General features: G+C 58.6%; 15 protein-coding genes and 1 pseudogene. 5 read left to right on the top strand and 11 right to left on the bottom strand.

All coding sequences use genetic code 11. The annotated features are described in order from the left end of the window. Nucleotides 1–80: 80 nt before the first annotated feature. Entirely contained in the window at nt 81–437 is a 357-nt protein-coding gene (locus tag CGS49_RS02825; RefSeq protein ID WP_097779587.1) for a hypothetical protein, read from the bottom strand. A gap of 233 nt (nt 438–670) precedes the next feature. Between CGS49_RS02825 and CGS49_RS02820 the strand changes: the two genes are divergently transcribed. Genes CGS49_RS02820 through CGS49_RS02810 form a run of 3 tightly spaced genes read left to right on the top strand, consistent with a single transcriptional unit; the run spans nt 671 to nt 3238 of the window. Then, nucleotides 671–976, top strand: a complete 306-nt coding sequence (locus CGS49_RS02820) for a type II toxin-antitoxin system RelB/DinJ family antitoxin (RefSeq protein WP_097779588.1) — start codon at nt 671–673, stop codon at nt 974–976. Further along, on the top strand, nt 973–1293 hold the full coding sequence (locus CGS49_RS02815) for a type II toxin-antitoxin system RelE/ParE family toxin (protein WP_055187107.1): 321 nt from the start codon (nt 973–975) through the stop codon (nt 1291–1293). The genes CGS49_RS02820 and CGS49_RS02815 overlap by 4 nt, the downstream gene beginning before the upstream one ends. 13 nt (nt 1294–1306) lie before the next feature. Then, entirely contained in the window at nt 1307–3238 is a 1932-nt protein-coding gene (locus CGS49_RS02810; RefSeq protein ID WP_343215852.1) for a recombinase family protein, read from the top strand. Between the two features lie 13 nt (nt 3239–3251). Here the strand turns inward: CGS49_RS02810 and CGS49_RS02805 are convergent. From CGS49_RS02805 to CGS49_RS02795, 3 genes and pseudogenes are all read right to left on the bottom strand, one after another. Continuing rightward, nucleotides 3252–4397 (bottom strand): annotated as a pseudogene (locus tag CGS49_RS02805) (MATE family efflux transporter); the annotation flags it as partial. A 49-nt stretch (nt 4398–4446) separates the two neighbouring features. Further along, nucleotides 4447–4899 carry a MarR family winged helix-turn-helix transcriptional regulator gene (locus CGS49_RS02800; protein ID WP_097800422.1) on the bottom strand — a complete coding sequence of 151 codons (453 nt, stop codon included), beginning with the start codon at nt 4897–4899 and terminating at the stop codon, nt 4447–4449. Between the two features lie 259 nt (nt 4900–5158). After that, entirely contained in the window at nt 5159–6448 is a 1290-nt protein-coding gene (locus CGS49_RS02795) for an O-acetylhomoserine aminocarboxypropyltransferase/cysteine synthase family protein (protein ID WP_097800421.1), read from the bottom strand. Between the two features lie 1040 nt (nt 6449–7488). Here CGS49_RS02795 and CGS49_RS02790 point away from each other — a divergent pair. Next, nucleotides 7489–8226 carry a transglycosylase domain-containing protein gene (locus CGS49_RS02790; RefSeq protein ID WP_097800420.1) on the top strand — a complete coding sequence of 246 codons (738 nt, stop codon included), beginning with the start codon at nt 7489–7491 and terminating at the stop codon, nt 8224–8226. 170 nt (nt 8227–8396) lie between these two features. On the opposite strand, the gene CGS49_RS02785 is transcribed toward CGS49_RS02790, so the two are convergent. The 3 genes from CGS49_RS02785 to CGS49_RS02775 form a co-directional block, all read right to left on the bottom strand. Next, nucleotides 8397–11660, bottom strand: a complete 3264-nt coding sequence (locus tag CGS49_RS02785) for an FtsX-like permease family protein (RefSeq protein ID WP_097800419.1) — start codon at nt 11658–11660, stop codon at nt 8397–8399. Nucleotides 11661–11664: 4 nt separating this feature from the next. Next, on the bottom strand, nt 11665–12369 hold the full coding sequence (locus tag CGS49_RS02780; RefSeq protein WP_097800418.1) for an ABC transporter ATP-binding protein: 705 nt from the start codon (nt 12367–12369) through the stop codon (nt 11665–11667). Nucleotides 12370–12541: 172 nt separating this feature from the next. Further along, nucleotides 12542–13180: a transcriptional regulator, IclR family protein gene (locus CGS49_RS02775; RefSeq protein ID WP_097800417.1), complete on the bottom strand. Its 639-nt coding sequence runs from the start codon at nt 13178–13180 to the stop codon at nt 12542–12544. A 326-nt stretch (nt 13181–13506) separates the two neighbouring features. On the opposite strand from CGS49_RS02775, the gene ftsH reads away from it, so the two are divergent. Continuing rightward, nucleotides 13507–15339, top strand: a complete 1833-nt coding sequence (gene ftsH, locus CGS49_RS02770; protein WP_097800416.1) for an ATP-dependent zinc metalloprotease FtsH — start codon at nt 13507–13509, stop codon at nt 15337–15339. Nucleotides 15340–15424: 85 nt separating this feature from the next. Here ftsH and leuB read toward each other — a convergent pair whose 3' ends face one another. From leuB to CGS49_RS02750, 4 genes are all read right to left on the bottom strand, one after another. Beyond that, nucleotides 15425–16498: a 3-isopropylmalate dehydrogenase gene (leuB, locus tag CGS49_RS02765; protein ID WP_097800415.1), complete on the bottom strand. Its 1074-nt coding sequence runs from the start codon at nt 16496–16498 to the stop codon at nt 15425–15427. 63 nt (nt 16499–16561) lie between these two features. Then, on the bottom strand, nt 16562–17050 hold the full coding sequence (leuD, locus tag CGS49_RS02760) for a 3-isopropylmalate dehydratase small subunit (RefSeq protein ID WP_097800414.1): 489 nt from the start codon (nt 17048–17050) through the stop codon (nt 16562–16564). 18 nt (nt 17051–17068) lie between these two features. Then, nucleotides 17069–18328 (bottom strand): 3-isopropylmalate dehydratase large subunit, encoded by a 1260-nt coding sequence (gene leuC / locus CGS49_RS02755; protein WP_097800413.1) that lies wholly within the window; start codon nt 18326–18328, stop codon nt 17069–17071. 180 nt (nt 18329–18508) lie between these two features. After that, the gene (locus CGS49_RS02750; protein ID WP_097800412.1) at nt 18509–20161 is read right to left on the bottom strand and encodes a 2-isopropylmalate synthase; all 1653 of its coding nucleotides are present in this window, start codon (nt 20159–20161) and stop codon (nt 18509–18511) included. Nucleotides 20162–20245: the final 84 nt, after the last annotated feature.

Here is a 20245-nt window from a genome sequence, read left to right as displayed (position 1 = left end):
TCAATTAAAAGAGTCTGTTTCAGGTGGGGTTTTAGAATGAGCATGATTCCTCAGGCTACCTTTAAGAACTGAAGACTTTTTTACAATTGATGACTTTCTTGTTCAGCCAACCAAGCGAGTTTATTCCATCCGTTTGCATGACACTGTTTATTGATAAATTCCAAGATTTTTTTGTGATTTTCTTTTGATAGAGTATCGCCATTATGACATGCAAGAAATGTAAAAGGCTTCGGAATATCTTCTTTTTTGTCGGCTAGTAATAAAATATATCCGATATATTTCCCGTTTTCAGATATTACATAAAATTCAGGCAAGGTTCCTTCTTTGCTGCTCCGAACGAATTTTTCAAAAGTATCAAGTGGTATTTGTTTAGGAACCGCATAATCGTAGACGTAATGGATAGCGTCAACTTCCGTATTTAACCATACAATCTCCATAATTATCCCCTTTGTGTTTTTATAAATATTGGTAAAGCGACAAATATATAATCTAATGAATATACGGAAAATGCGTTTTATTTGTTGCAAATAAAATAGCAGCTTGAAAATGTTTGGTACTTTAACCAATATATCACGAGAAATATTGTGCAACTGAGAGAACTTTGATTGAGGTTGCGCACTCGGTTGACTTGTAAAGCAAAAAGCATTACAATAATTTCGAGGTGATAACCATGGAAAAAACGATGATGCTGAACGTCCGAGTCAGCCCCAGCGTTAAACAGCAAGCCGAGGATGTGCTGAAGCAGCTCGGCATCCCAATGGCAACAGCCATTGATATGTACCTGCGCCAGATTACCCTGACTGGCGGCATTCCGTTCTCGCTGTCCCTGCCGAAGGCTCCGGCTGCGCTGAACGCTGACACTATGACCGATGACCAGCTCCATGCAGACTTGCAGGTGGGCATCAAAGAAATACAGAACGGTGACACCGTGGATGCCGCAAGCGCATTCGCCCAGTTCAGGGAACAGCACAGATGAAACAGTATGATGTGAAAATTTCCCGGATGGCACTCAGCGATATGGAGCAGATCTACAGCTACATTGCCGACCGTCTGTTGGAATCTGACACCGCAATGCGACAGTATGACCGCATTGCAGAAGCAATCCAGTCGCTGAACATCCTGCCGGAACGCTGTGCGCTAGTGGAAAGCGAGCCGGAGCGCACCCAAGGGCTGCGGCAGATGCTGGTGGACAACTACTCGGTGTTCTACATCGTGAGCGAGGATGCGGTGTCGGTAGCCCGTGTGCTGTACAGTGCATCCGACCTTGTGCGCCGCCTGCGGAGAATGAAGTGAAAGGGGTGTTTGCATGACCGCCGTGATTTATGCTCGCTATTCCAGCGATAACCAGCGCGAAGAATCCATCGAAGGTCAGATTCGCGAGTGTACGGCCTACGCCGAAAAGAACGGCATTACCGTGGTCAAGCACTACATTGACCGCGCCCTTTCCGCCAAAACCGATAACCGCCCGGACTTCCAGCAGATGATCAAGGACAGCGAGAAACGGTTGTTTGACATTGTGCTGGTCTGGAAGCTTGACCGTTTTGCCCGAAACCGCTATGATTCGGCCCACTATGAGTATCAGCTGGAACGAAATCATGTCAAGCTGGTATCTGCCACGGAGCCTATCTCTGACAGCCCTGCAGGTATCATGGTCAAGAGCATGCTCACCGGCATGGCTGAATACTATTCCGCAGAACTTTCTGAAAAAGTCGTGCGCGGCATGACCGAGAATGTTCTGAAGGGGAAGTACAACGGCGGCACGATTCCCATTGGTTTTAAGGTGGATGAGGAGAAGTTCTTTCAAGTCGACCCGCTGAAAGCTCCCTTTGTGGTAGAAGCCTTTCAGCGGTACAACGATGGCGCGACCATGAAAGAATTGATGAACTGGCTGAACGACAGCGGCGTGACCACCAACCGCAACCAGAAGTTTACCTACAACAGTGTTCAGACGCTGCTGACGAACAAACGGTACATCGGAGAAAACCACTTCAAGGACATTGTGATGCCCGACAGCATCCCGGCCATCGTGGACAAGGACTTGTTTGAAGAAGTGCAGCAAAAAATCAAGAAGAACAGCCGCGCTCCTGCCCGTCACAAGGCCGAGGACGATTACTTGCTCACCACCAAGCTGTTCTGCGGAATGTGCGGCGCGATGATGTTCGGCGAGTGCGGTACGGGTAGAAACAAGGTAGTTCATCATTATTATAAGTGTGCCACTGCGAAGCGTTTCAAGACCTGCAAGAAAAAGACCGTCCGTAAAGAGTGGCTGGAAGATTTGGTCATAGCTGAAACCATGAAGCTGATTCAGGACGATGCCGTGATTGATGCCATCGTTGCGGAAGTGATGGAGTTGCAGGATCAGGAAAACACCACGATCCCATTGCTGGAAAAGCAGATGCGTGAGGTAGAGAATGGCATCGAGAATATGTTGAACGCTATTCAAGCAGGTGTGCTGACCAGCTCCACCAAGGCACGTCTGGAAAAGCTGGAAGCCCAGCAGAAAGAACTTGAGGTTCGGATTGCCGAAGAAAAAATCGCTCGGCCACGGTTAAGCGAAAATCAGGTTCGGTTCTGGCTGACCCGGTTCCGCAAACTCGACCCGAATGTGAAAAGCCACCGTGAAACGCTCATCAATACATTCGTGAACGCCGTTTATCTCTATGATGAAAAAGTTTTGATCACATTCAACTACAAAGACGGCACAAAAACCATCACTTTCGATGAAATCGCCGCCAAAGATGCCCCAGAGGGCAATGGTTCGGATTTGGGTTGCTTCACTCCACCAAGAAAACGCTTGTGTAGAAATACACAGGCGTTTTTCTTATGTAACCCCGCTGCGGCCATAGACGCGGGTGGATTCGAACAGCATCGGCCCGCCGAACAGTCCGGCGGGCAAAAAGGCCCCTGCGGGGCCTTTTTAGATGCGCGGCTCGCGAATCCACAGTTGTCCCACAACTGCCTCGTCTCTCCCAATGGGGACGATCGCGTTGAGCTTTTTGTTATATGTTCGTTTCCAATAGGGCACGCGGGTGGATTCGAACCAAAAAACCGAGGCACTCCCCACGCGGGGCACGCCTCGGTTTTTCTCATGTTTCTATTCTGTTATCTCACGCTGCCTTGCGCTCCTGCCGCTGCAGGTACAAATAGAACCCGATGTTCAGCACGACGCCCACCAGAGTGGAAGTGGGGGCCGCCAGGCCGATCATGGTCAGGCTGGCGTTCGGCTGGATGCTCATGAAATAGGCCATGGGCAGGCGCACCAGCAGCGTCTGGATAAGGCCCTGCACCATGACCCAGACGGTTTTGTCGTTGCCGTTGAAGTAGCCCACCATGCTGAACAGCACCGCCGTGGCGATGGTCTCCGGTGCAAAGCCCTTCAGATAGGCAAAGCCGCTGGCGATGACCCCCGCTTCGGTGGTGAAGGCGCTGCACAGCACGTCGCCCTTGCACCACACCAGCGCAAACACCGCGCAGCCGAAGGCAAGGCCGACGCCGATGCCGGTGAGCATAGACTGCCGTGCCCGCTTTTTGTTGCCCGCGCCGATGTTCTGAGAGACAAAGGACGCCATGGACTGCATGAGAGCGCTGGGGATGAGCATGGCGAAGTTGACGATCTTGCTGGCTACACCGTAGCCGGAGGAGGCTTCCAGACCCAGCCGATTCACGAAGGCACACAGGGCCAGAAAAGACATCTGGGTCAGAAATTCCTGCAGGGCCAGCGGCAGGCCGATGGCCAGGAACTTGCGGCACTGGGCATTCAGCCGGAAATCACTCTTTTGCAGTTTGAACTGCAGCTCTTTTTTCTTTTTGAGCAGCATGGCCACCGCGCACACCACACTGACGGCCTGTGCCGCCACGGTGGCGATGGCCGCACCAGCGGCATCCAGGTGCAGCCCGGCCACCAGAAGCAGATCGCCGAAGACATTCACGATGCAGGCTACCAGCACGAACAGCAGCGGCGACTTGCTGTCACCAAGGCCGCGGAAGATGGCCGAAAGCACATTATAGGCCACAATGAAGAAGATGCCTGCACCGCAGATGCGCACATAGCTGGCCGTCAGGTCCAGCGCTTCCGCCGGGGCCTGCATCAGCACCGAGATGCCCCGGGCAAACCCCACCAGCGCCACGAACAGCACGGCTGCCATCAGGGCAAACACCACCGCGCCGCCGCCGATGACCTGCCCGATATACTGGGGCCGCTTTTCGCCCAGATAGCGGGCGATGAGCACCGTGATGCCCATGGCGAACTGGGTGACCACAAAGGTGACGAGGTTGAGCACCTGGCTGCCGGTGGACACCGCCGACAGGCCCGAGGTGCTGCCAAAGCGGCCCACCACCAGCAGGTCCACTGCGCCGTAGGCGGCCTGCAGCACCAGTGCGCCTAGAATGGGCAGCATGAACAGGGCCAGCTTTTTCAGGATGCTGCCCTGCGTGAAATCCGAACGATCATTTTTCAAGGGTATTTCTCCTTTCATACATCACCTGATAAAAGGCTTCGAGGGTGCGGACGGTGCACACGGCGTCTGCATCCGAGATGCCGTCCAGCGCCGGGGCCAGCGCCCGGAAATAGTCGGCGTCGTACTCGCGGGAGAGCTGCTCCCCCGCTGCGGTGAGCTGCAGGTAGGTCACCCGGCCATCCTCGGCCGAGACCTGCTTTTGCAGGTAGCCCTGCGCTTCCATCTCCTTTACGGTGCGGGTCACGCCCGGGCGCGGCAGACCCAGCGCGTCGCTCAGATCCGACACGCGCACCCGCCTGCCCTGAGACTGCAGCTTCTGGATGGTGTCCAGATACCGGATGTAGGAGGGCTGCACCCCGTCCGGCAGCGGCGGCAGCATGTCCCGCGCGCGCTTGGCCAGGTAGCAGGCATCCATCAGCTGCTTGATGTGTTCAACGGTCATGAGGAACTCCTTTTTGAGACAAAGATTACCAAAGATAATTACCATCGATAATTATATGAGGATATTTTTATTTGTCAAGAGGCAGACAGCAAAAACCTGAGAGGGCGCGCCGCACATTCCCTACAACACAAAACGCCCCGGCCTTGTTCAGGCGGGGCATTCTGCGTGTTTTGGAATCAGGAATTCAGGAGAGTTTATTTTTCAGGAGACAAGGCAAAAGGTACATGTTCCGCCGGAGTTCGGGAGACGGGCGGAAGATTTATTCGCCGCGGACGGCTGCGAAACCGGCTTCCAGGTCGGCAATGATGTCGTCGATGTGCTCGGTGCCGATGGACAGGCGGATGGTATTCTGATAGATCTGCTGATCGGCCAGCTCCTCATCGTTCAGCTGGCTGTGGGTGGTGGAAGCCGGGTGGATGACCAGGCTCTTGACGTCGGCCACATTTGCCAGCAGGGAGAAGACCTTCAGGTTGTCGATGAACTTAAAGGCTTCCTCACGGCCGCCCTTGATGTTGAAGGTAAAGATGGAAGCACCGCCGTTGGGGAAGTACTTCTCATACAGGGCATGGTCCGGGTGATCCGGCAGAGAGGGGTGGTTGACTTTCTCGACCTGCGGATGGTTGGCCAGGAACTCCACGACCTTCTTGGTGTTCTCCACATGGCGCTCAATGCGCAGGCTCAGGGTCTCGGTGCCCTGCAGCAGCAGGAAGGCGTTGAACGGAGAGATGGTCGCGCCGGTATCACGCAGCAGGATGGCGCGGATGTAGGTGACGAAAGCGGCGGGGCCTGCAGCCTCGGCAAAGGAAACGCCGTGGTAGCTGGGGTTCGGGGCAGCGATGTTGGGGTAGTTGCCGCTGGCCTTCCAGTCGAACTTGCCGCTGTCCACGATGATGCCGCCCAGGGTGGTGCCGTGGCCGCCGATGAACTTGGTGGCGGAGTGCACCACGATGTCTGCGCCGTGCTCGATGGGACGGATCAGGTACGGGGTGCCGAAGGTGTTATCAATGACCAGCGGCAGGCCGTGCTTATGAGCGATGGCTGCGATAGCGTCGATGTCGGGGATATCGCTGTTGGGGTTGCCCAGGGTCTCCAGATAGACGGCCTTGGTGTTGGGCTGGATGGCGTTCTCCACCTCGGCCAGGTCGTGGGCGTTCACGAAGGTGGTCTTGACGCCGAACTGGGTCAGGGTGTGCTCCAGCAGGTTGTAGCTGCCGCCGTAGATGGTCTTCTGAGCCACGATGTGGTCACCGGCCTGTGCCAGAGCCTCGATGGTGTAGGTGATGGCAGCAGCACCGGAAGCGGTAGCCAGAGCAGCCACGCCGCCTTCCAGAGCAGCGATGCGCTTCTCGAAGACGTCCTGGGTGGAGTTGGTCAGGCGGCCGTAGATGTTGCCTGCGTCGGCCAGACCGAAGCGGTCAGCAGCGTGCTGGCTGTTGCGGAAGACGTAAGAAGTGGTCTGGTAGATGGGCACTGCGCGGGAATCGGTTGCGGGATCGGCCTGCTCCTGGCCAACGTGAAGCTGCAGGGTCTCAAATTTATAGTTAGACATAGTATTTTACCTCTCTATTTCAACATTTAGTATAATTTTCTGATACAAAAAATCCCGATGCGTGATACAAGGCGCACCGGGCAAACACAATTCAAGGCTAAGGGCTGTTCCAATGTCACATTTGGGTACACATTCGTGCACAACAAGAGGGCATCGTACAGTTCACAGCCAGATGTTCTGCCCGGTCACCGCACATTCGCCCACAGCGGAAGTTTGCATGCAGCAGGTTGTTCCAAATCAGCTTCATTTTTCGTGCCCTCCTTTCAAAAAATTTCTTTCCCACTCATCTACAAACCGGATGCTCGGGAAATCTCGATTTCAATTCCCCACTAGGTTTGTGGATTTGTTGTTTGCATTATATTCCCTCTTACCCAGTTTGTCAATAGGTTAATTCCACTTTTTTGCAGATTGCATTTTCTGCACGATGGCTTTCCCATTTTGCACTGCCCGGGTTGTGCAGTTCTGTTAAAAGTAGGACTATAGGGAGAGACAGGCCCCCAGTTGTATTCCGCGCAAAAGTATGCTAAACTAAAAACACCACCCCGTATGGAGTGGTGGATAGGTGCTGCCTGCATCACAGGTGGTCATGCTTCCATGCCCAGCTTGTGCAGTTCGTTCTTCGGAGCGGTCTGTGCCGCCGGGAAAGGAACTTTTTTGAAGTGTAAATCTTCCCGAGCCTGCTGGCAAAGGGGGGATGCCAAATGACGCTGCTGGAAACTCTGGCTCTGCTGACGCTCATCATCACCGTGATCCACGGGACGGTGGACATTACGCTGCAGGTGTTACAGTACATCGAAGGCAAACATGACAAAAGAGATTGACCGCCCAGCCTCGCAAACTCGCGCAGTCAATCTCTTTTGATTTTGATGATCGGGTATGGGAGCTGACCCTTGCGGGCAGCGCCTTTTCTAGTTGTAGTATAGTGAAATCTTAAGCTTTTGTCAAGCTGCCCTACACAGAACCTTCAAAAACGCCCGTTATAATAGGTGCGTAACGTTCCTACCGCATGGTGATTTTCCAAAAAACAAAGGAGTTCCCCGATGTTCCACCGGTTTTTCTGTTTTCTCAAGCGCTCTCTGCTCACGGTACTGCTGGTTTTGCTGCTGTTGCTGCTGGCGGCGGGCGGGTGGTTCGTGTATCAGGGCCGTCAGCTTTATCAGAGCGCGGCCAGCGTCACGCCCATTGCCACGCTGTATGATACCATCAGCAGCCGCACCCACTATGCGGCCTACGACCAGCTGCCCCAGACCTTCGTGCAGGCGGTGATCTGCACTGAGGACGAGCACTTCATGACCCATAAAGGCATCGACCCCGGGGCCATCTTCCGGGCGCTGCTGTACGATCTGCGCACCCGGTCGCTGGCCGAGGGCGGCAGCACCCTCACCCAGCAGCTGGCCAAGAACGCCCTGTTCACGCAGGAAAAGCGACTGACCCGCAAGGCTGCCGAAGCCTTTGCGGCCATCGACATGGAAAAGGCCTACTCAAAACAGCAGATCTTCGAGATGTACGCCAACACGATCTATTTCGGCAACGGCTGCTATGGCATCGAGGAAGCCGCCGAGGGCTACTTCGGCAAGACGGCTGCCGAGCTCACCGACGCCGAAGCGGTCTATCTGGCAGGTCTGCCCAACGCCCCCTCTGCCTACGCCAGCAACCCGGAACTGGCCCTCAAGCGGGCGCAGGTGGTGCTGAAGCGGATGGTCAAGTGCCGGGTGTTCACCCAGCAGCAGGCTGACGAAGTGGCGGCAGAAGTGGCCGCACTGCCGATCTTACAGTAACAAACCCTCTCAGTCATCGCTGCGCGATGCCAGCTCCCCCGAAGGGGGAGCCAAGGGCATAACGGGAGCGCTTCTTGCCTCCCCCTTTGAAAGCCTTCGTCTAAGCACCCTCTCCATAGCAAAAAAGTCATCTGCAGCCGACCGGCTGCAGATGACTTTTTCTTTTCTCGTTATTCCGGTGCCTTCATGCTTTCCACCATGCTGATGCGCTTGACATGGCGGCGCATGCCAAGGCAGACGACAACGGTGAACAGCATGGTCAGTGCCACCGACAGCAGATAGCTGTGGGGGGCGATGGTGCGGATGAACATCAGCTGGTCCATCTCCACCGTCAGGATGATGAACCGGTGCAGCGGTACACCCAGCAGCAGGCCCACGCCGGAGCCGATGAGCGCCAGCAGCTCGATCTCGCGGAAGATATAGCGGTAGACCTCTTTGTCGTAGAAGCCCAGCACCTTGATGGTGGCAAGCTCCTTCTTGCGCTCGGCAAGGTTGACGCTGATGAGGTTGTACAGCACCACGGCTGCCAGCGCCGCCGCGCAGACGATGATCAGCACCACCACCGAGTTCAGGCTGACGATGAGGTTGTCGAACATCGAGTTGGTGTCCTCGGTAAAGCTGACGCCGCTGACATAGCTGCACTCCAGCAGCCTTGCCCGCAGGGCGTTGTACTCGGCATCGTTTTTGCAGTGGGTCAGGCCGTAGACGGTGTTCCACGCCGGTTCGCCGTCCAGATAGCTCTTCAGCTGGGCGTTGGACAGATACAGCCGGGTGAACATGTAGTTTTCGGTGATGCCGGTCAGGGTCACCGGCACCCGCCGCCCATCGGTGCCTTCCACATACAGGGTGTCCCCCACCTTCACGCCCAGATTCAGGGCGGTCTTTTCGGTCAGGATGACGCTGCTGTCGTCAAAGGGGATCTCCTCGTGGTCCTTCCGGGTGCGGAAGGTGAAGCAGCTGGTCATGTCGGCGTCCTTCTGCGCGCCCACCACGCTGATCTCGGCGCTGTCGCCGGCCTCGTTGTACAGGGTGGTGGACTTGACGTAGAACACACCCCAGCTGTCCACCGTTCCCGCCTGCTTCAGCGCATCGGCAAGCCCGCCCTCATTGATCAGGGCCTTTTCGTCGCGGAAGGAAACGGTCATGTCGTTGTGGGTCAGCTGCGAGGTCTGCTTGTCCACGATGGGCAGCAGCGAGTCCTGCAGGCCAAAGCCGATGAGCAGCAATGCTGTGCAGCCCGCCACGCCCAGCACCGTCATAAAGAAGCGCTTTTTATAGCGGAACAGGTTGCGGGCGGTGGTCTTTTGCGAAAAGCTCATGTGCTTCCACAGCGGGGTGATGTACTCCAGAAAGATGCGCTTGCCCGCCACCGGGGCCCGGGGCAGCAGCAGCGCGGCGGTGCGCTCCTTCAGGCTGGAGCGGCAGGCGCTCCATGTGGCAAGGCCGATGACCGCAGCGCTGAGCGCCACGCTGGCTGCCGCCATGCCCGGGTAGAAGCGCAGGGTGAAGGTGGGCAGGTCAAAGATCAGCTGATAGGCGTTCCAGATGATGAAGGGGAACACCACAAAGCCGATGACCATGCCCACGATGCTGCCCAGCACTGTGGCACTGAGGGCATAGAACAGATACTTGCCCGCAATGGCAGCCTTGGTGTAACCCAGCGCCTTCAGGGTGCCCATCTGCAGACGGTTCTCGTCCACCATGCGGGTCATGGTGGTGGTGGCCACCAGCGCCGCCACCAGGAAGAAGAACACCGGGAACACCCGGGCGATGGCGTCCATGCGGTCGGCGTACTGCTCAAAGGTGACAAAGCTGAGGGTGGACCCCCGGTCCAGCACATACCACTCGCCGCTTTTGATCTGGCTGACCTGCTCCTCGGCATCGTTCAGCTGGGCAAGGCCCTGCGCCAGTTTTTCTTCGGCATCGGCTTTCTGGCTCTGGTACTCCGCGCGGGAGTCCGCCAGCTGCTGCACACCGTCATTGTATTCCTGCCAGCCCGCATCCAGCTGCTGCCGGGCGGCGTCAAACTGGGTGTAGGCGGTGGCGGTGCCGGTGGTCAGCTGCAGCTGTCCCTGCAGAAGCTGCAGCTTCATCTTGCGCAGCGCCGCCTTCGCCTCGGTGATGAGCCGGTCATTGTCCAGCGTGGGGGAAGAGATCAGTCCCTGCTGGTACATCTGCTGTTTGCCTGCGTCCAGCTGTGCCTGATAGCCCTGCAGCTGTCCGTTGATGTTGTCGTAGCCGTCCTGCGCCTTCTGCAGGGCGTCCCGCAGCTCTGTGTATTCCTCGTCCTCCGGCTCGGCCTCGTCCAGCGCCTTGCGGGCGTTGTTCAGGGCGGTCTCGGCGTAGCCCAGAAGGGGATCTGCCACCTTTTTCAGGTTCACCAGCAGCTCCATCTGCTGCAGCTGCTCCTCAAATTCCAGCACCTGCGCCTCGCTGGTCACCAGCGTGTCGGCACCGCTCTGCATGGTATCGGGCAGGGCCTTTTTGTTGGCGGCAAGCTCCGCTTCGCCCGCATCCAGCCGGGCTTTGGCGCTGTCCAGCTGCGCCTGCGCGTCCGCCAGCTGCTGTTCCGCTTCGGCAAACTTCTGCTCGGCCTGCGCCTTCTGGCTGTCGTACTCTGCCCGGGCATCGGTCAGCTTTGCGTTGGCATCCTCGATCAGTTCCGCCCGCCGGATGTCGCACCGCTGGGACTGGATGGCCTTGATGTTTTCTGCCACGGCATCCACTGCCGCCTGATATTCCTCGGAGTAGTTGTCGTACAGGTCGGCATTTTCCGCCTTGATATAACACACTGTGTAATAATCCGTGGTCAGGCTGCCCTCGGGCAGGAACACGATGGCGTTCAGCTGTCCGCTGCCTGCGGTGCTGCTCTCCTTATCGGTGGAGATGTGCTGGGGGTCCTGCACGGTGCCCACCACGGTGTACTGCTTTTTGCGGACGTTTTCGGTGTCCTCCGGCAGGGTCAGCACCGTGCCCAGCTCCACCGGGTCCTCGTAGCCCATGACATGCACCACGCACTCATCGTCTGCCTGCGGCATCCGTCCGCTGCGCAGCACAAGGCGGTTCATGTTGGCGGCAGTGTCGGCTTCCGGGTCGGCAGGCAGCTGCTGCAGCCGCACCACGATGGTGTCCTCGCGGCCCTGCCAGTGGGCTTCCACGTCCTGATACTTCACCGGCTGCACGGCTTCCACCCCGTCCACCGCTGCGATGGCGGCGATGTCCTGTTCCGTCAGGCCCAGCGTGGACAGCACCCGCAGGTCGAACACGTTCTGCTGCACATAGTATTCCTGCCCGGCGCTGCGCATATCGGGCGCAATGCACATCAGGCCGGTCAGCATCATCACGCCCAGCGCCGCGATGCCGAACAGCGAGACCATGCGGCTCAGGTTGCCCTTCATCTCCCGCAGGATGTTTTTGCGATAACTCTTCAGCATGATATCACCACTCGATCTCCTGCACCGGAACCGGGTGCTCGTTCACCTGATTGGACACGATCTGACCGCTGCGCACCTGAATGATGCGGTCTGCCATGCCGGTCAGGGCGGTGTTGTGGGTAATGACGATGACAGTGCGTCCGGTGCGGCGGCAGGTGTCCTGCAGCAGGGCCAGCACCTGCTTGCCGGTCTTGTAGTCCAGCGCGCCGGTGGGCTCGTCGCACAGCAGCAGCTTCGGGTTCTTGGCGAGCGCGCGGGCGATGGACACACGCTGCTGCTCGCCGCCGGACAGCTGTGCAGGGAAGTTGTTCAGCCGCTCGCCCAGCCCCACGCTGCGCAGCGTCTCGGCGGGGTCCAGCGGGTCACGGCAGATCTCGCTGGCAAGCTCCACATTTTCCAGCGCGGTCAGGTTCTGCACCAGATTGTAGAACTGGAACACGAACCCCACGTCGTAGCGGCGGTAGGTGGTCAGCTCCTTGGGGGTAAAGCGTGCCACGTTCCGCCCGTCCAGCCAGACGCTGCCCTCATCGCAGCTGTCCATGCCGCCCAGAATGTTCAGCAGGGTGGTCTTGCCCGCGCCGGAGGGGCCCACGATGATGCAGAACTCCCCCTTGTCCACATAAAAGCTCATGTGGTCGGCGGCGGCGATCTTCACGCTGCCGGTCTGGTAATATTTGCAGACATCCTCAAACTCCACAAAATGTTCCATGGCGTTTTTTCCTTTCTGTCGGGAATGCATAGTGTTTCAATTTAACTATAACATCTCCCGTCAGACTTTGCAAAGACATCTGCGCAAATTTTCAAAAACTTAACAGAAAAAGCAAAAAGGCTGCTGCACCTTCCTGGTGCAGCAGCCTTTCGAGGCAGTTCCGGTCCCGCGCTCAGCGGCCGATCAGCAGATCGCGGCGGCAGCGCAGGCCCACGCTCAGGGTGGTGGTGCTGCCCATGCGGCGCAGCACCACGCGGTCGGTGCCCTTCTGGCCCTCCACCAGCAGGGACAGGTTCAGGGTGGTGGAACCCTTCTCGGTCTGGACCACCAGCGTGCTCACACCCTCGTTCAGCAGGGTCTGCATGTCCGCCACGGTGGTGCGGAAGGTGGCGCAGCCGGCGGGCACATCCAGCGTCAGCACGCTGTCCTTCTGGCGGGCAGTGTACAGCACTTCCCTGCCGAACAGGCCCTTAACGGTGTAGCGGGCCTCGCTCTTTTTCGCCGCTGCATCTGCGGACGGGGCGGCCAGCTCATCGCCGGAGATCAGCATGATGTTGCCCTGAATGGGGTTCCCCTCCGGTGCGCCGTAGCCGCCGTAGGTGGGGTCCTTTTCGCCGATCGCCACATCGGCGCTGTGCAGGGCGATGTCCCCCTGCACCATCTGCTCCTGCGGGGGCAGATAGCCTGCCGCCACGGGGTCGGCAAGGTCGGCAGTCTCGGCGGCAAAGGCACCCACACTGAGCATGGCGGCGGCTCCCAGCACCACGACGGTGCCGGTGAGGGTACGGACGATCTTGTTGTTGCACTTCATAAGAAAAACCTCCAATGATGGCGGCCTTGCGGGCCGCGCAAATTTCAGCTTGATGTTCCGGATCAGGGTTTGGCGGCGGTGCTAGTGTTCCGCCGTTCTGTCTTGTAAACGGATGGGCAGCAGGGATTATTGCACCCGCCCGGAAAATTTTATTTTTTTCGTCCTTTGTTAAGGAATTGATAAGTTTTTGCAAAGTCATCCTCGAATCGCTGTTCGGGTCCGGGCGGCTGTGCTATACTACACTCAGCAGCCTTTCCCGGACGAGGGTCGGACAAAACGCCCCGGCTGCCCGGACGGATACATTATTATAAAAGAGGAGGACCCCCATGAAAGAAGTCAAGCCTTCCCGCAAGCCGCTGGCGATCTACTACGCCTTTGTGCTTGTGGTGCTGCTGGTGCTGAACTTTGTGCTGGTGCCATGGCTCACCGAGCGTCAGGTCAAAGAGGTGGACTACGGCACCTTTATGAGCATGACCGAAGAAAAGAACATCGGCCGGGTGGATATCGAATCCAACCAGATCATCTTCACCGATAAGGACGAGACCCAGGTCTACAAGACCGGCCTGATGAACGACCCGAACCTCACCGAGCGGCTGTATGCCGCCGGTGCCACCTTCTCCAGCGAGATCGTGGAGCAGGGTTCGCCGTTGGTCAGCTTCCTGGTGTGGTTCGTGCTGCCCATCCTGCTGTTCAGCTTCATCGGCAACCAGATGAACAAAAAGCTGATGGAGAAAGCCGGCGGCGGCCCCGGTGCCATGATGTTCGGCGGCGCGGGCAAATCCAACGCCAAAGTGTATGTGCAGTCCACCCACGGCATCCGTTTTACGGATGTGGCCGGTGAGGACGAAGCGAAAGAGAACCTGCAGGAGATCGTGAACTACCTCCACGACCCCAAGCAGTATGAGGAGATCGGTGCTTCCATGCCCAAGGGCATCCTGCTGGTGGGCCCTCCGGGCACCGGCAAGACCATGCTGGCCAAGGCCGTGGCAGGCGAATCCAACGTGCCCTTCTTCTCCATCTCCGGTTCGGAGTTCGTGGAGATGTTCGTGGGCATGGGCGCGTCCAAGGTGCGCGACCTGTTCAAGCAGGCCAAGGAAAAAGCCCCCTGCATCGTGTTCATTGACGAGATCGACGCCATCGGCCAGAAGCGCAACAGCGGCAATCTCGGCGGCAACGATGAGCGCGAGCAGACCCTGAACCAGCTGCTCACCGAGATGGACGGCTTCGAGGGCAACACCGGCGTCATCATTCTGGCAGCCACCAACCGTCCGGATTCGCTGGACCCGGCCCTCACCCGCCCCGGCCGCTTTGACCGCCGGGTGCCCGTGGAGCTGCCGGACCTGAAGGGCCGCGAGGAGATCTTGAAGGTACACACCAAAAAGGTCAAGATCGCCCCGGGGGTGGACTTCAACACGGTGGCGCGCATGGCCTCCGGTGCCTCTGGCGCAGAGCTGGCCAACATCGTCAACGAAGCCGCCCTGCGGGCCGTGCGGGCGGGCCGCAAGAGCGTGACCCAGGCGGACCTGGAGGAGAGCATCGAGGTGGTCATTGCAGGCTACCAGAAGAAGAACTCCATCCTCACGGATAAGGAAAAGTGCATCGTGGCCTACCACGAGATCGGCCACGCGCTGGTGGCAGCCAAGCAGACCAACTCCGCCCCGGTGCAGAAGATCACCATCATCCCCCGCACCTCGGGTGCGCTGGGCTACACCATGCAGGTGGACGAGGGCAACCACTACCTGATGGACAAGACCGAGCTGGAAAACAAGATCGCCACCCTGACCGGCGGCAGAGCCGCTGAGGAAGTGGTGTTCGGTTCCATCACCACCGGCGCTTCCAACGATATCGAGCAGGCCACCAAGCTGGCCCGCGCCATGATCACCCGCTACGGCATGAGCAGCGACTTTGACATGGTGGCGCTGGAAACGGTCACGAACCAGTACCTGGGCGGCGACACCTCGCTGGCCTGCTCTGCCCAGACCCAGCGCGAGATCGACCAGAAGGTGGTGGAGCTGGTGAAGGCCCAGCACGAAAAGGCCGTGAAGATCCTCACCGATAACCGCGCCAAGCTGGACGAGCTGGCCCAGTACCTGTACCAGAAAGAGACCATCACCGGCGAAGAATTCATGGAAATCCTGAACAGGGACGACGCAGAGTAACGCCCCCGTTCCCCTGCCGCCTGAAACCGAAAAAACGCCCCCAGCTTCTGTTCCTCGAAGCCGGGGGCGTTCGCTGTTTTATCGTTTAAATTTCGGCCAGGATGGCGTCGCCCATGGCGGTGCAGCCCAGGCAGGTGCAGCCTTCGCTCATGTTGTCGGCAGTGCGCAGGCCCTTGTCCAGCACCTTGTTCACGGCGTTCTCAATGGCGTCGGCTTCCTCGGCCATGCCGAAGGAGTAGCGCAGCATCATGGCAGCGGACAGGATGCAGGCGGTGGGGTTGACGATATCCTTGCCCGCAATGTCGGGGGCGGAGCCGTGGATGGGCTCGTACAGGCCGCGGGTGCCGTCACCCAGAGAGGAGGACGGGATCATGCCGATGGAGCCGGTGATCATGGAAGCCTCGTCGGAGAGGATGTCGCCGAACATGTTCTCGGTAACGATGACGTCAAACTGAGCGGGGTTCTTCACGATCTGCATGGCGCAGTTGTCCACGAACATCTCGCTGTACTCCACGTCCGGGTACTCGGCCTGCAGGCGGTGCATCACGCTGCGCCACAGGCGGCTGGTATCCAGCACGTTTGCTTTGTCCACGCAGCAGAGCTTCTTGCGGCGCTTCTGCGCGGTCTCAAAGCCGATGCGGCCAATGCGCTCGATCTCGTGCTCGGAGTAGGGCATGGAGTCGATGGCCTGCTTCTCACCATTCTCGAGGGTGTGGGTCTCGTGATTGCCGAAGTACACGCCGCCAATGAGCTCACGAACAATGATGAAATCAATGCCCTGGGCCACGATCTCGGGCTTCAGGGGGCTGGCCGGGGCCAGCTGCGGCCAGATCTTGGCCGGGCGGTTGTTGGAGTACAGGCCCATGCCCGCACGCAGGCGCAGCAGGCCCTTCTCCGGGCGCTGCTCACCGGGCAGGCCCTCCCACTTGGGACCGCCCACGGCACCCAGCAGCACGCTGTCGGCAGCCAGGCACTTGTCCAGCTCGTGCTGGGGCAGCGGGTCGCCGTATTTGTCAATGGCTTCGCCGCCCATGGCAGCGTCGGTGTAGTGGAAGGTGTGGCCGTACTTTTCAGCCACCTTGTCAAGCACGCGGATGGTCTGCTTGACGATCTCCGGGCTGGAGCAGTCGCCCCAGATGACAGCAATGTTTTTTTCCATGGAAAGCTCCTTCTATTTTGGATAAGGCAGTTTTGTCGCGGCGCAGCCGCGACAAAACCTGCGTTACTGCTTATTCTTGATGGACTTCATCAAACCGCCTGCCGAAATGATCTCCTGAATGAACGGCGGGAATGGTTCGGCGTGGAACACCTTGCCGTTGGTCTCGTCGGTGATGATGCCGGTGTCAAAATCCACGCTGACGGTGTCGCCTGCGCTGATGGCATCCACAGCCTCCGGGCACTCCATGATAGGCAGACCGATGTTGATGCTGTTGCGGTAGAAGATGCGGGCAAAGCTCTTGGCGATGACGACGGAAATACCGGCGGTCTTGATGCACAGAGGGGCGTGCTCACGGGAGGAGCCGCAGCCGAAGTTCCAGCCGCCCACCATGATGTCTCCGTCCTTCACATTCTTGACGAAGTCCTTGTCGATGTCCTCCATGCAGTGGCTGGCCAGCTCCTTGGCGTCCTGGGTGTTCAGGTGGCGGGCCGGGATGATGACATCGGTATCCACGTTATCCGGATATTTGAAAACAGAACCTTTTGCGTTCATTGTTGTGCTCCTTTCCGATCAGACCGTGCGGGGGTCGGTGATGTAGCCGGTCAGTGCGCTGGCGGCGGCGGTGGCGGGGGAAGCCAGATACACTTCGCTCTTGACATGGCCCATGCGGCCCACAAAGTTGCGGTTGGTGGTGGAAACGCAGCGCTCGCCCTCGGCCAGAATGCCCATGTAGCCGCCCAGGCACGGGCCGCAGGTGGGGGTGGACACGATGCAGCCCGCGTCGATGAAGGCGGTGGTCCAGCCGCGCAGGATGCACTCCTTGTACACGGCCATGGTGGCGGGGATGATGATGCCGCGCATGCCCTTGGCGATGTGCTTGCCCTTCAGCACGTTGTAGGCGGCTTCCATGTCCTCCAGCCGTCCGTTGGTGCAGCTGCCGATGACCACCTGGTCGATCTTGATGTCCTTGCCCTCGCTGGCAAGGTGGGTGTTCTCCGGCAGGTGCGGGTAGCTGACGGTGGGTTCCAGCTTGGAGAGGTCGATCTCGATGGTCTTTTCGTACTCGGCATCCGGGTCGGCTTCGTAGTACACGGGGGTGCGCTGGCTGCGGCCGTTCAGATACGCCTTGGTCACCTCGTCCACTGGGAAGATGCCGTTCTTGGCACCGGCCTCGATGGCCATATTGCAGATGCACAGGCGGTCGTCCATGGTCAGGGACGCAACGCCCGGGCCGGTGAACTCCATGGATTTGTACAGCGCACCGTCCACGCCGATCATGCCGATGATGTGCAGGATCAGGTCTTTGCCGGACACCCGGGGGCCCAGCTTGCCAGTGAGCACGAACTTGATAGCCGAGGGCACCTTGAACCATGCCATGCCGGTGGCCATGCCAGCGGCCATGTCGGTGGAGCCAACGCCGGTGGAGAAAGCGCCCAGTGCACCGTAGGTGCAGGTGTGGCTGTCCGCACCAATGACGCAGTCGCCTGCGGTCACGATGCCTTTTTCCGGCAGCAGAGCGTGCTCAATGCCCATCTGGCCCACATCGTAGAAGTTGAGGATGTCGTATTTGTTGGCAAACTCGCGGCACTGCTTGGACTGGGTGGCACTCTTGATGTCCTTGTTGGGCACAAAGTGGTCCAGCACGATGGCAATGTGCTCTTTGTCGAACACGCCGTCAAAACCGGCCTTTTCAAACTCGTTGATGGCGACGGGGGTGGTGATATCGTTGCCCAGCACGATGTCCAGCTTTGCGTTGATGAGCTGGCCTGCCTTGACCTCGGCAAGCCCGGCATGTGCGGCAAGGATCTTCTGCGTCAGGGTCATTCCCATGGTGGTACTCTCCTTTTGATACTCTCTATTGCTGAGCAGCTCGCCCTCTCCGTCAATGCTTGCGCATTGCCACCTCTCCCAAAGGGAGAGGCAAGAAGCGCTCCCGTCATGCTCTTGGCTCTCCCTTTGGGAGAGCTGTCACCGCAGGTGACTGAGAGGGCGCGGACACTGCCCTTTTAATTATTTATTATTGATCGCGCTCACCAGAGCCTTGATACCGGCCACGATGATATCGGTGTCGGTACCGGCACCCCAGGTGACGGTGTTATCGCCCCAGACAAGGCCGACGTAGGAGGCGGCGCGGGAGGTAGAGCCTTCGTCCAGGCTGTGCTCGGAGTAGGTCTCCAGGTGGAAGTCCATGCCGGTAGCGCTCTGGATGGCATTTGCCACAGCGTCCAGACGGCCATTGCCCACCGAGGTGACCACCTTGCGCTGACCGTTCAGCTCCAGCGTGACGGTGGCGGTGATGCCGCCCACCTGTGCAAAGTGTGCTTCGATGACGTTGAGCGGCTTGCAGCGGTTGAGGAAGGTATCCTCGAAGATGTGCAGCACTTCGCCTGCGCTCAGCTCCTTGTGGTTGTGGTCGGATACGTTCTTGACCTTGTAGCCCAGGGCCTCGCGCATCTTGGGCGGCAGGTTGTAGCCGTAGTTCTGCTCCAGCACAAAGCCGATGCCGCCCTTGCCGCTCTGGCTGTTGATGCGGATGACGTCGGCGTCGTAGGTACGGCCGATGTCGTGGGGGTCCACCGGGATGTAGGGGCAGGTCCAGCGGTGTTCGCCGTGCTCCTTGCGGTAGGCCATGCCCTTTGCAATGGCGTCCTGATGGCTGCCGGAGAAGGCAGCGAACACCAGCTGGCCTGCATAGGGGCTGCGCTCGTAGATGTGCATCCGGGTCACGCGCTCGTAGGTGGCACAAATTTCCGGCATATCGGAGAAGTCCAGCTTCGGGTCCACGCCGTGGCTGTACATGTTCATGGCGAGGGTGACGGCGTCCACGTTGCCGGTGCGCTCGCCATTGCCGAACAGGCAGCACTCCACGCGCTGGGCACCGGCCAGAACAGCCAGCTCGGCGCAGGCCACGCCGGTGCCGCGGTCGTTGTGGGGGTGGGTGGAGATGATCACGCTGTCACGGTACTTGAGGTGCTTGTCGCAGTACTCGATCTGGTTTGCGTAGACATGCGGCATGCTCATTTCCACGGTGACGGGCAGGTTGATGATCATGGGGCGCTCCGGGGTGGGCTGCATGATGTCCAGCACGGCGTTGCACACATCCACGGCATAATCCACTTCGGTGCCGGTGAAGCTTTCGGGGCTGTACTCGAACAGGAAGTTGCCCTCGTACTCCTCGCTGAGCTGCTTGACCAGCTTTGCACCGTCGGTGGCGATCTTCTTGATCTCCTCTTTGCTCTTGTGGAACACCTGCTCGCGCTGGGCCACGGAGGTGGAGTTATAGAAGTGGATGACCGCGCGGGGTGCGCCCTTGACGGCCTCAAAAGTCTTGCGAATGATGTGGTCGCGGCACTGGGTCAGCACCTGCACGGTGACATCGGCGGGGATCATGTCCTTCTCGATCAGGGTGCGCAGGAACTCGTACTCGGTCTCGCTGGCGGCGGGGAAGCCGACTTCGATCTCCTTAAAGCCGATTTTCACCAGCATCTGGAAGAACTCCAGCTTTTCCTCCAAGCTCATGGGCACGATCAGGGCCTGGTTGCCGTCGCGCAGGTCCACACTGCACCATGCCGGTGCTTTTTCAATGTGGTCTTTCTTGACCCAGCTGTCATAACCGGCGGGAACCGGGTAGTAACCCGGAGCGTACTTGGTTGCGTCCATCATCTTGCGTGTCCTCCTAAGCAAATGCACTTTTTGTTTCGCCATGCAAACGGGAATGTGTGTATTTCCCCGCTGCGCGGGGAAATA

The sequence above is a fragment of the Faecalibacterium langellae genome (assembly GCF_002549775.1).
Taxonomy (GTDB): domain Bacteria; phylum Bacillota; class Clostridia; order Oscillospirales; family Ruminococcaceae; genus Faecalibacterium; species Faecalibacterium langellae.
Note: the sequence above shows the minus strand (reverse complement) of the source record. Positions and strands in the feature narration are given on the sequence as shown.

Coding starts and splice junctions, on each gene's coding strand:
- leuC (WP_097800413.1), bottom strand. CDS start 18,328: ATGGGAATGACCCTGACGCAGAAGATCCTTGCCGCACATGCCGGGCTT.
- leuD (WP_097800414.1), bottom strand. CDS start 17,050: ATGAACGCAAAAGGTTCTGTTTTCAAATATCCGGATAACGTGGATACC.
- CGS49_RS02820 (WP_097779588.1), top strand. CDS start 671: ATGGAAAAAACGATGATGCTGAACGTCCGAGTCAGCCCCAGCGTTAAA.
- CGS49_RS02775 (WP_097800417.1), bottom strand. CDS start 13,180: ATGAAGTGCAACAACAAGATCGTCCGTACCCTCACCGGCACCGTCGTG.
- leuB (WP_097800415.1), bottom strand. CDS start 16,498: ATGGAAAAAAACATTGCTGTCATCTGGGGCGACTGCTCCAGCCCGGAG.
- CGS49_RS02785 (WP_097800419.1), bottom strand. CDS start 11,660: ATGCTGAAGAGTTATCGCAAAAACATCCTGCGGGAGATGAAGGGCAAC.
- CGS49_RS02810 (WP_343215852.1), top strand. CDS start 1,307: ATGACCGCCGTGATTTATGCTCGCTATTCCAGCGATAACCAGCGCGAA.
- ftsH (WP_097800416.1), top strand. CDS start 13,507: ATGAAAGAAGTCAAGCCTTCCCGCAAGCCGCTGGCGATCTACTACGCC.
- CGS49_RS02825 (WP_097779587.1), bottom strand. CDS start 437: ATGGAGATTGTATGGTTAAATACGGAAGTTGACGCTATCCATTACGTC.
- CGS49_RS02815 (WP_055187107.1), top strand. CDS start 973: ATGAAACAGTATGATGTGAAAATTTCCCGGATGGCACTCAGCGATATG.
- CGS49_RS02750 (WP_097800412.1), bottom strand. CDS start 20,161: ATGATGGACGCAACCAAGTACGCTCCGGGTTACTACCCGGTTCCCGCC.
- CGS49_RS02780 (WP_097800418.1), bottom strand. CDS start 12,369: ATGGAACATTTTGTGGAGTTTGAGGATGTCTGCAAATATTACCAGACC.
- CGS49_RS02790 (WP_097800420.1), top strand. CDS start 7,489: ATGTTCCACCGGTTTTTCTGTTTTCTCAAGCGCTCTCTGCTCACGGTA.
- CGS49_RS02795 (WP_097800421.1), bottom strand. CDS start 6,448: ATGTCTAACTATAAATTTGAGACCCTGCAGCTTCACGTTGGCCAGGAG.
- CGS49_RS02800 (WP_097800422.1), bottom strand. CDS start 4,899: ATGACCGTTGAACACATCAAGCAGCTGATGGATGCCTGCTACCTGGCC.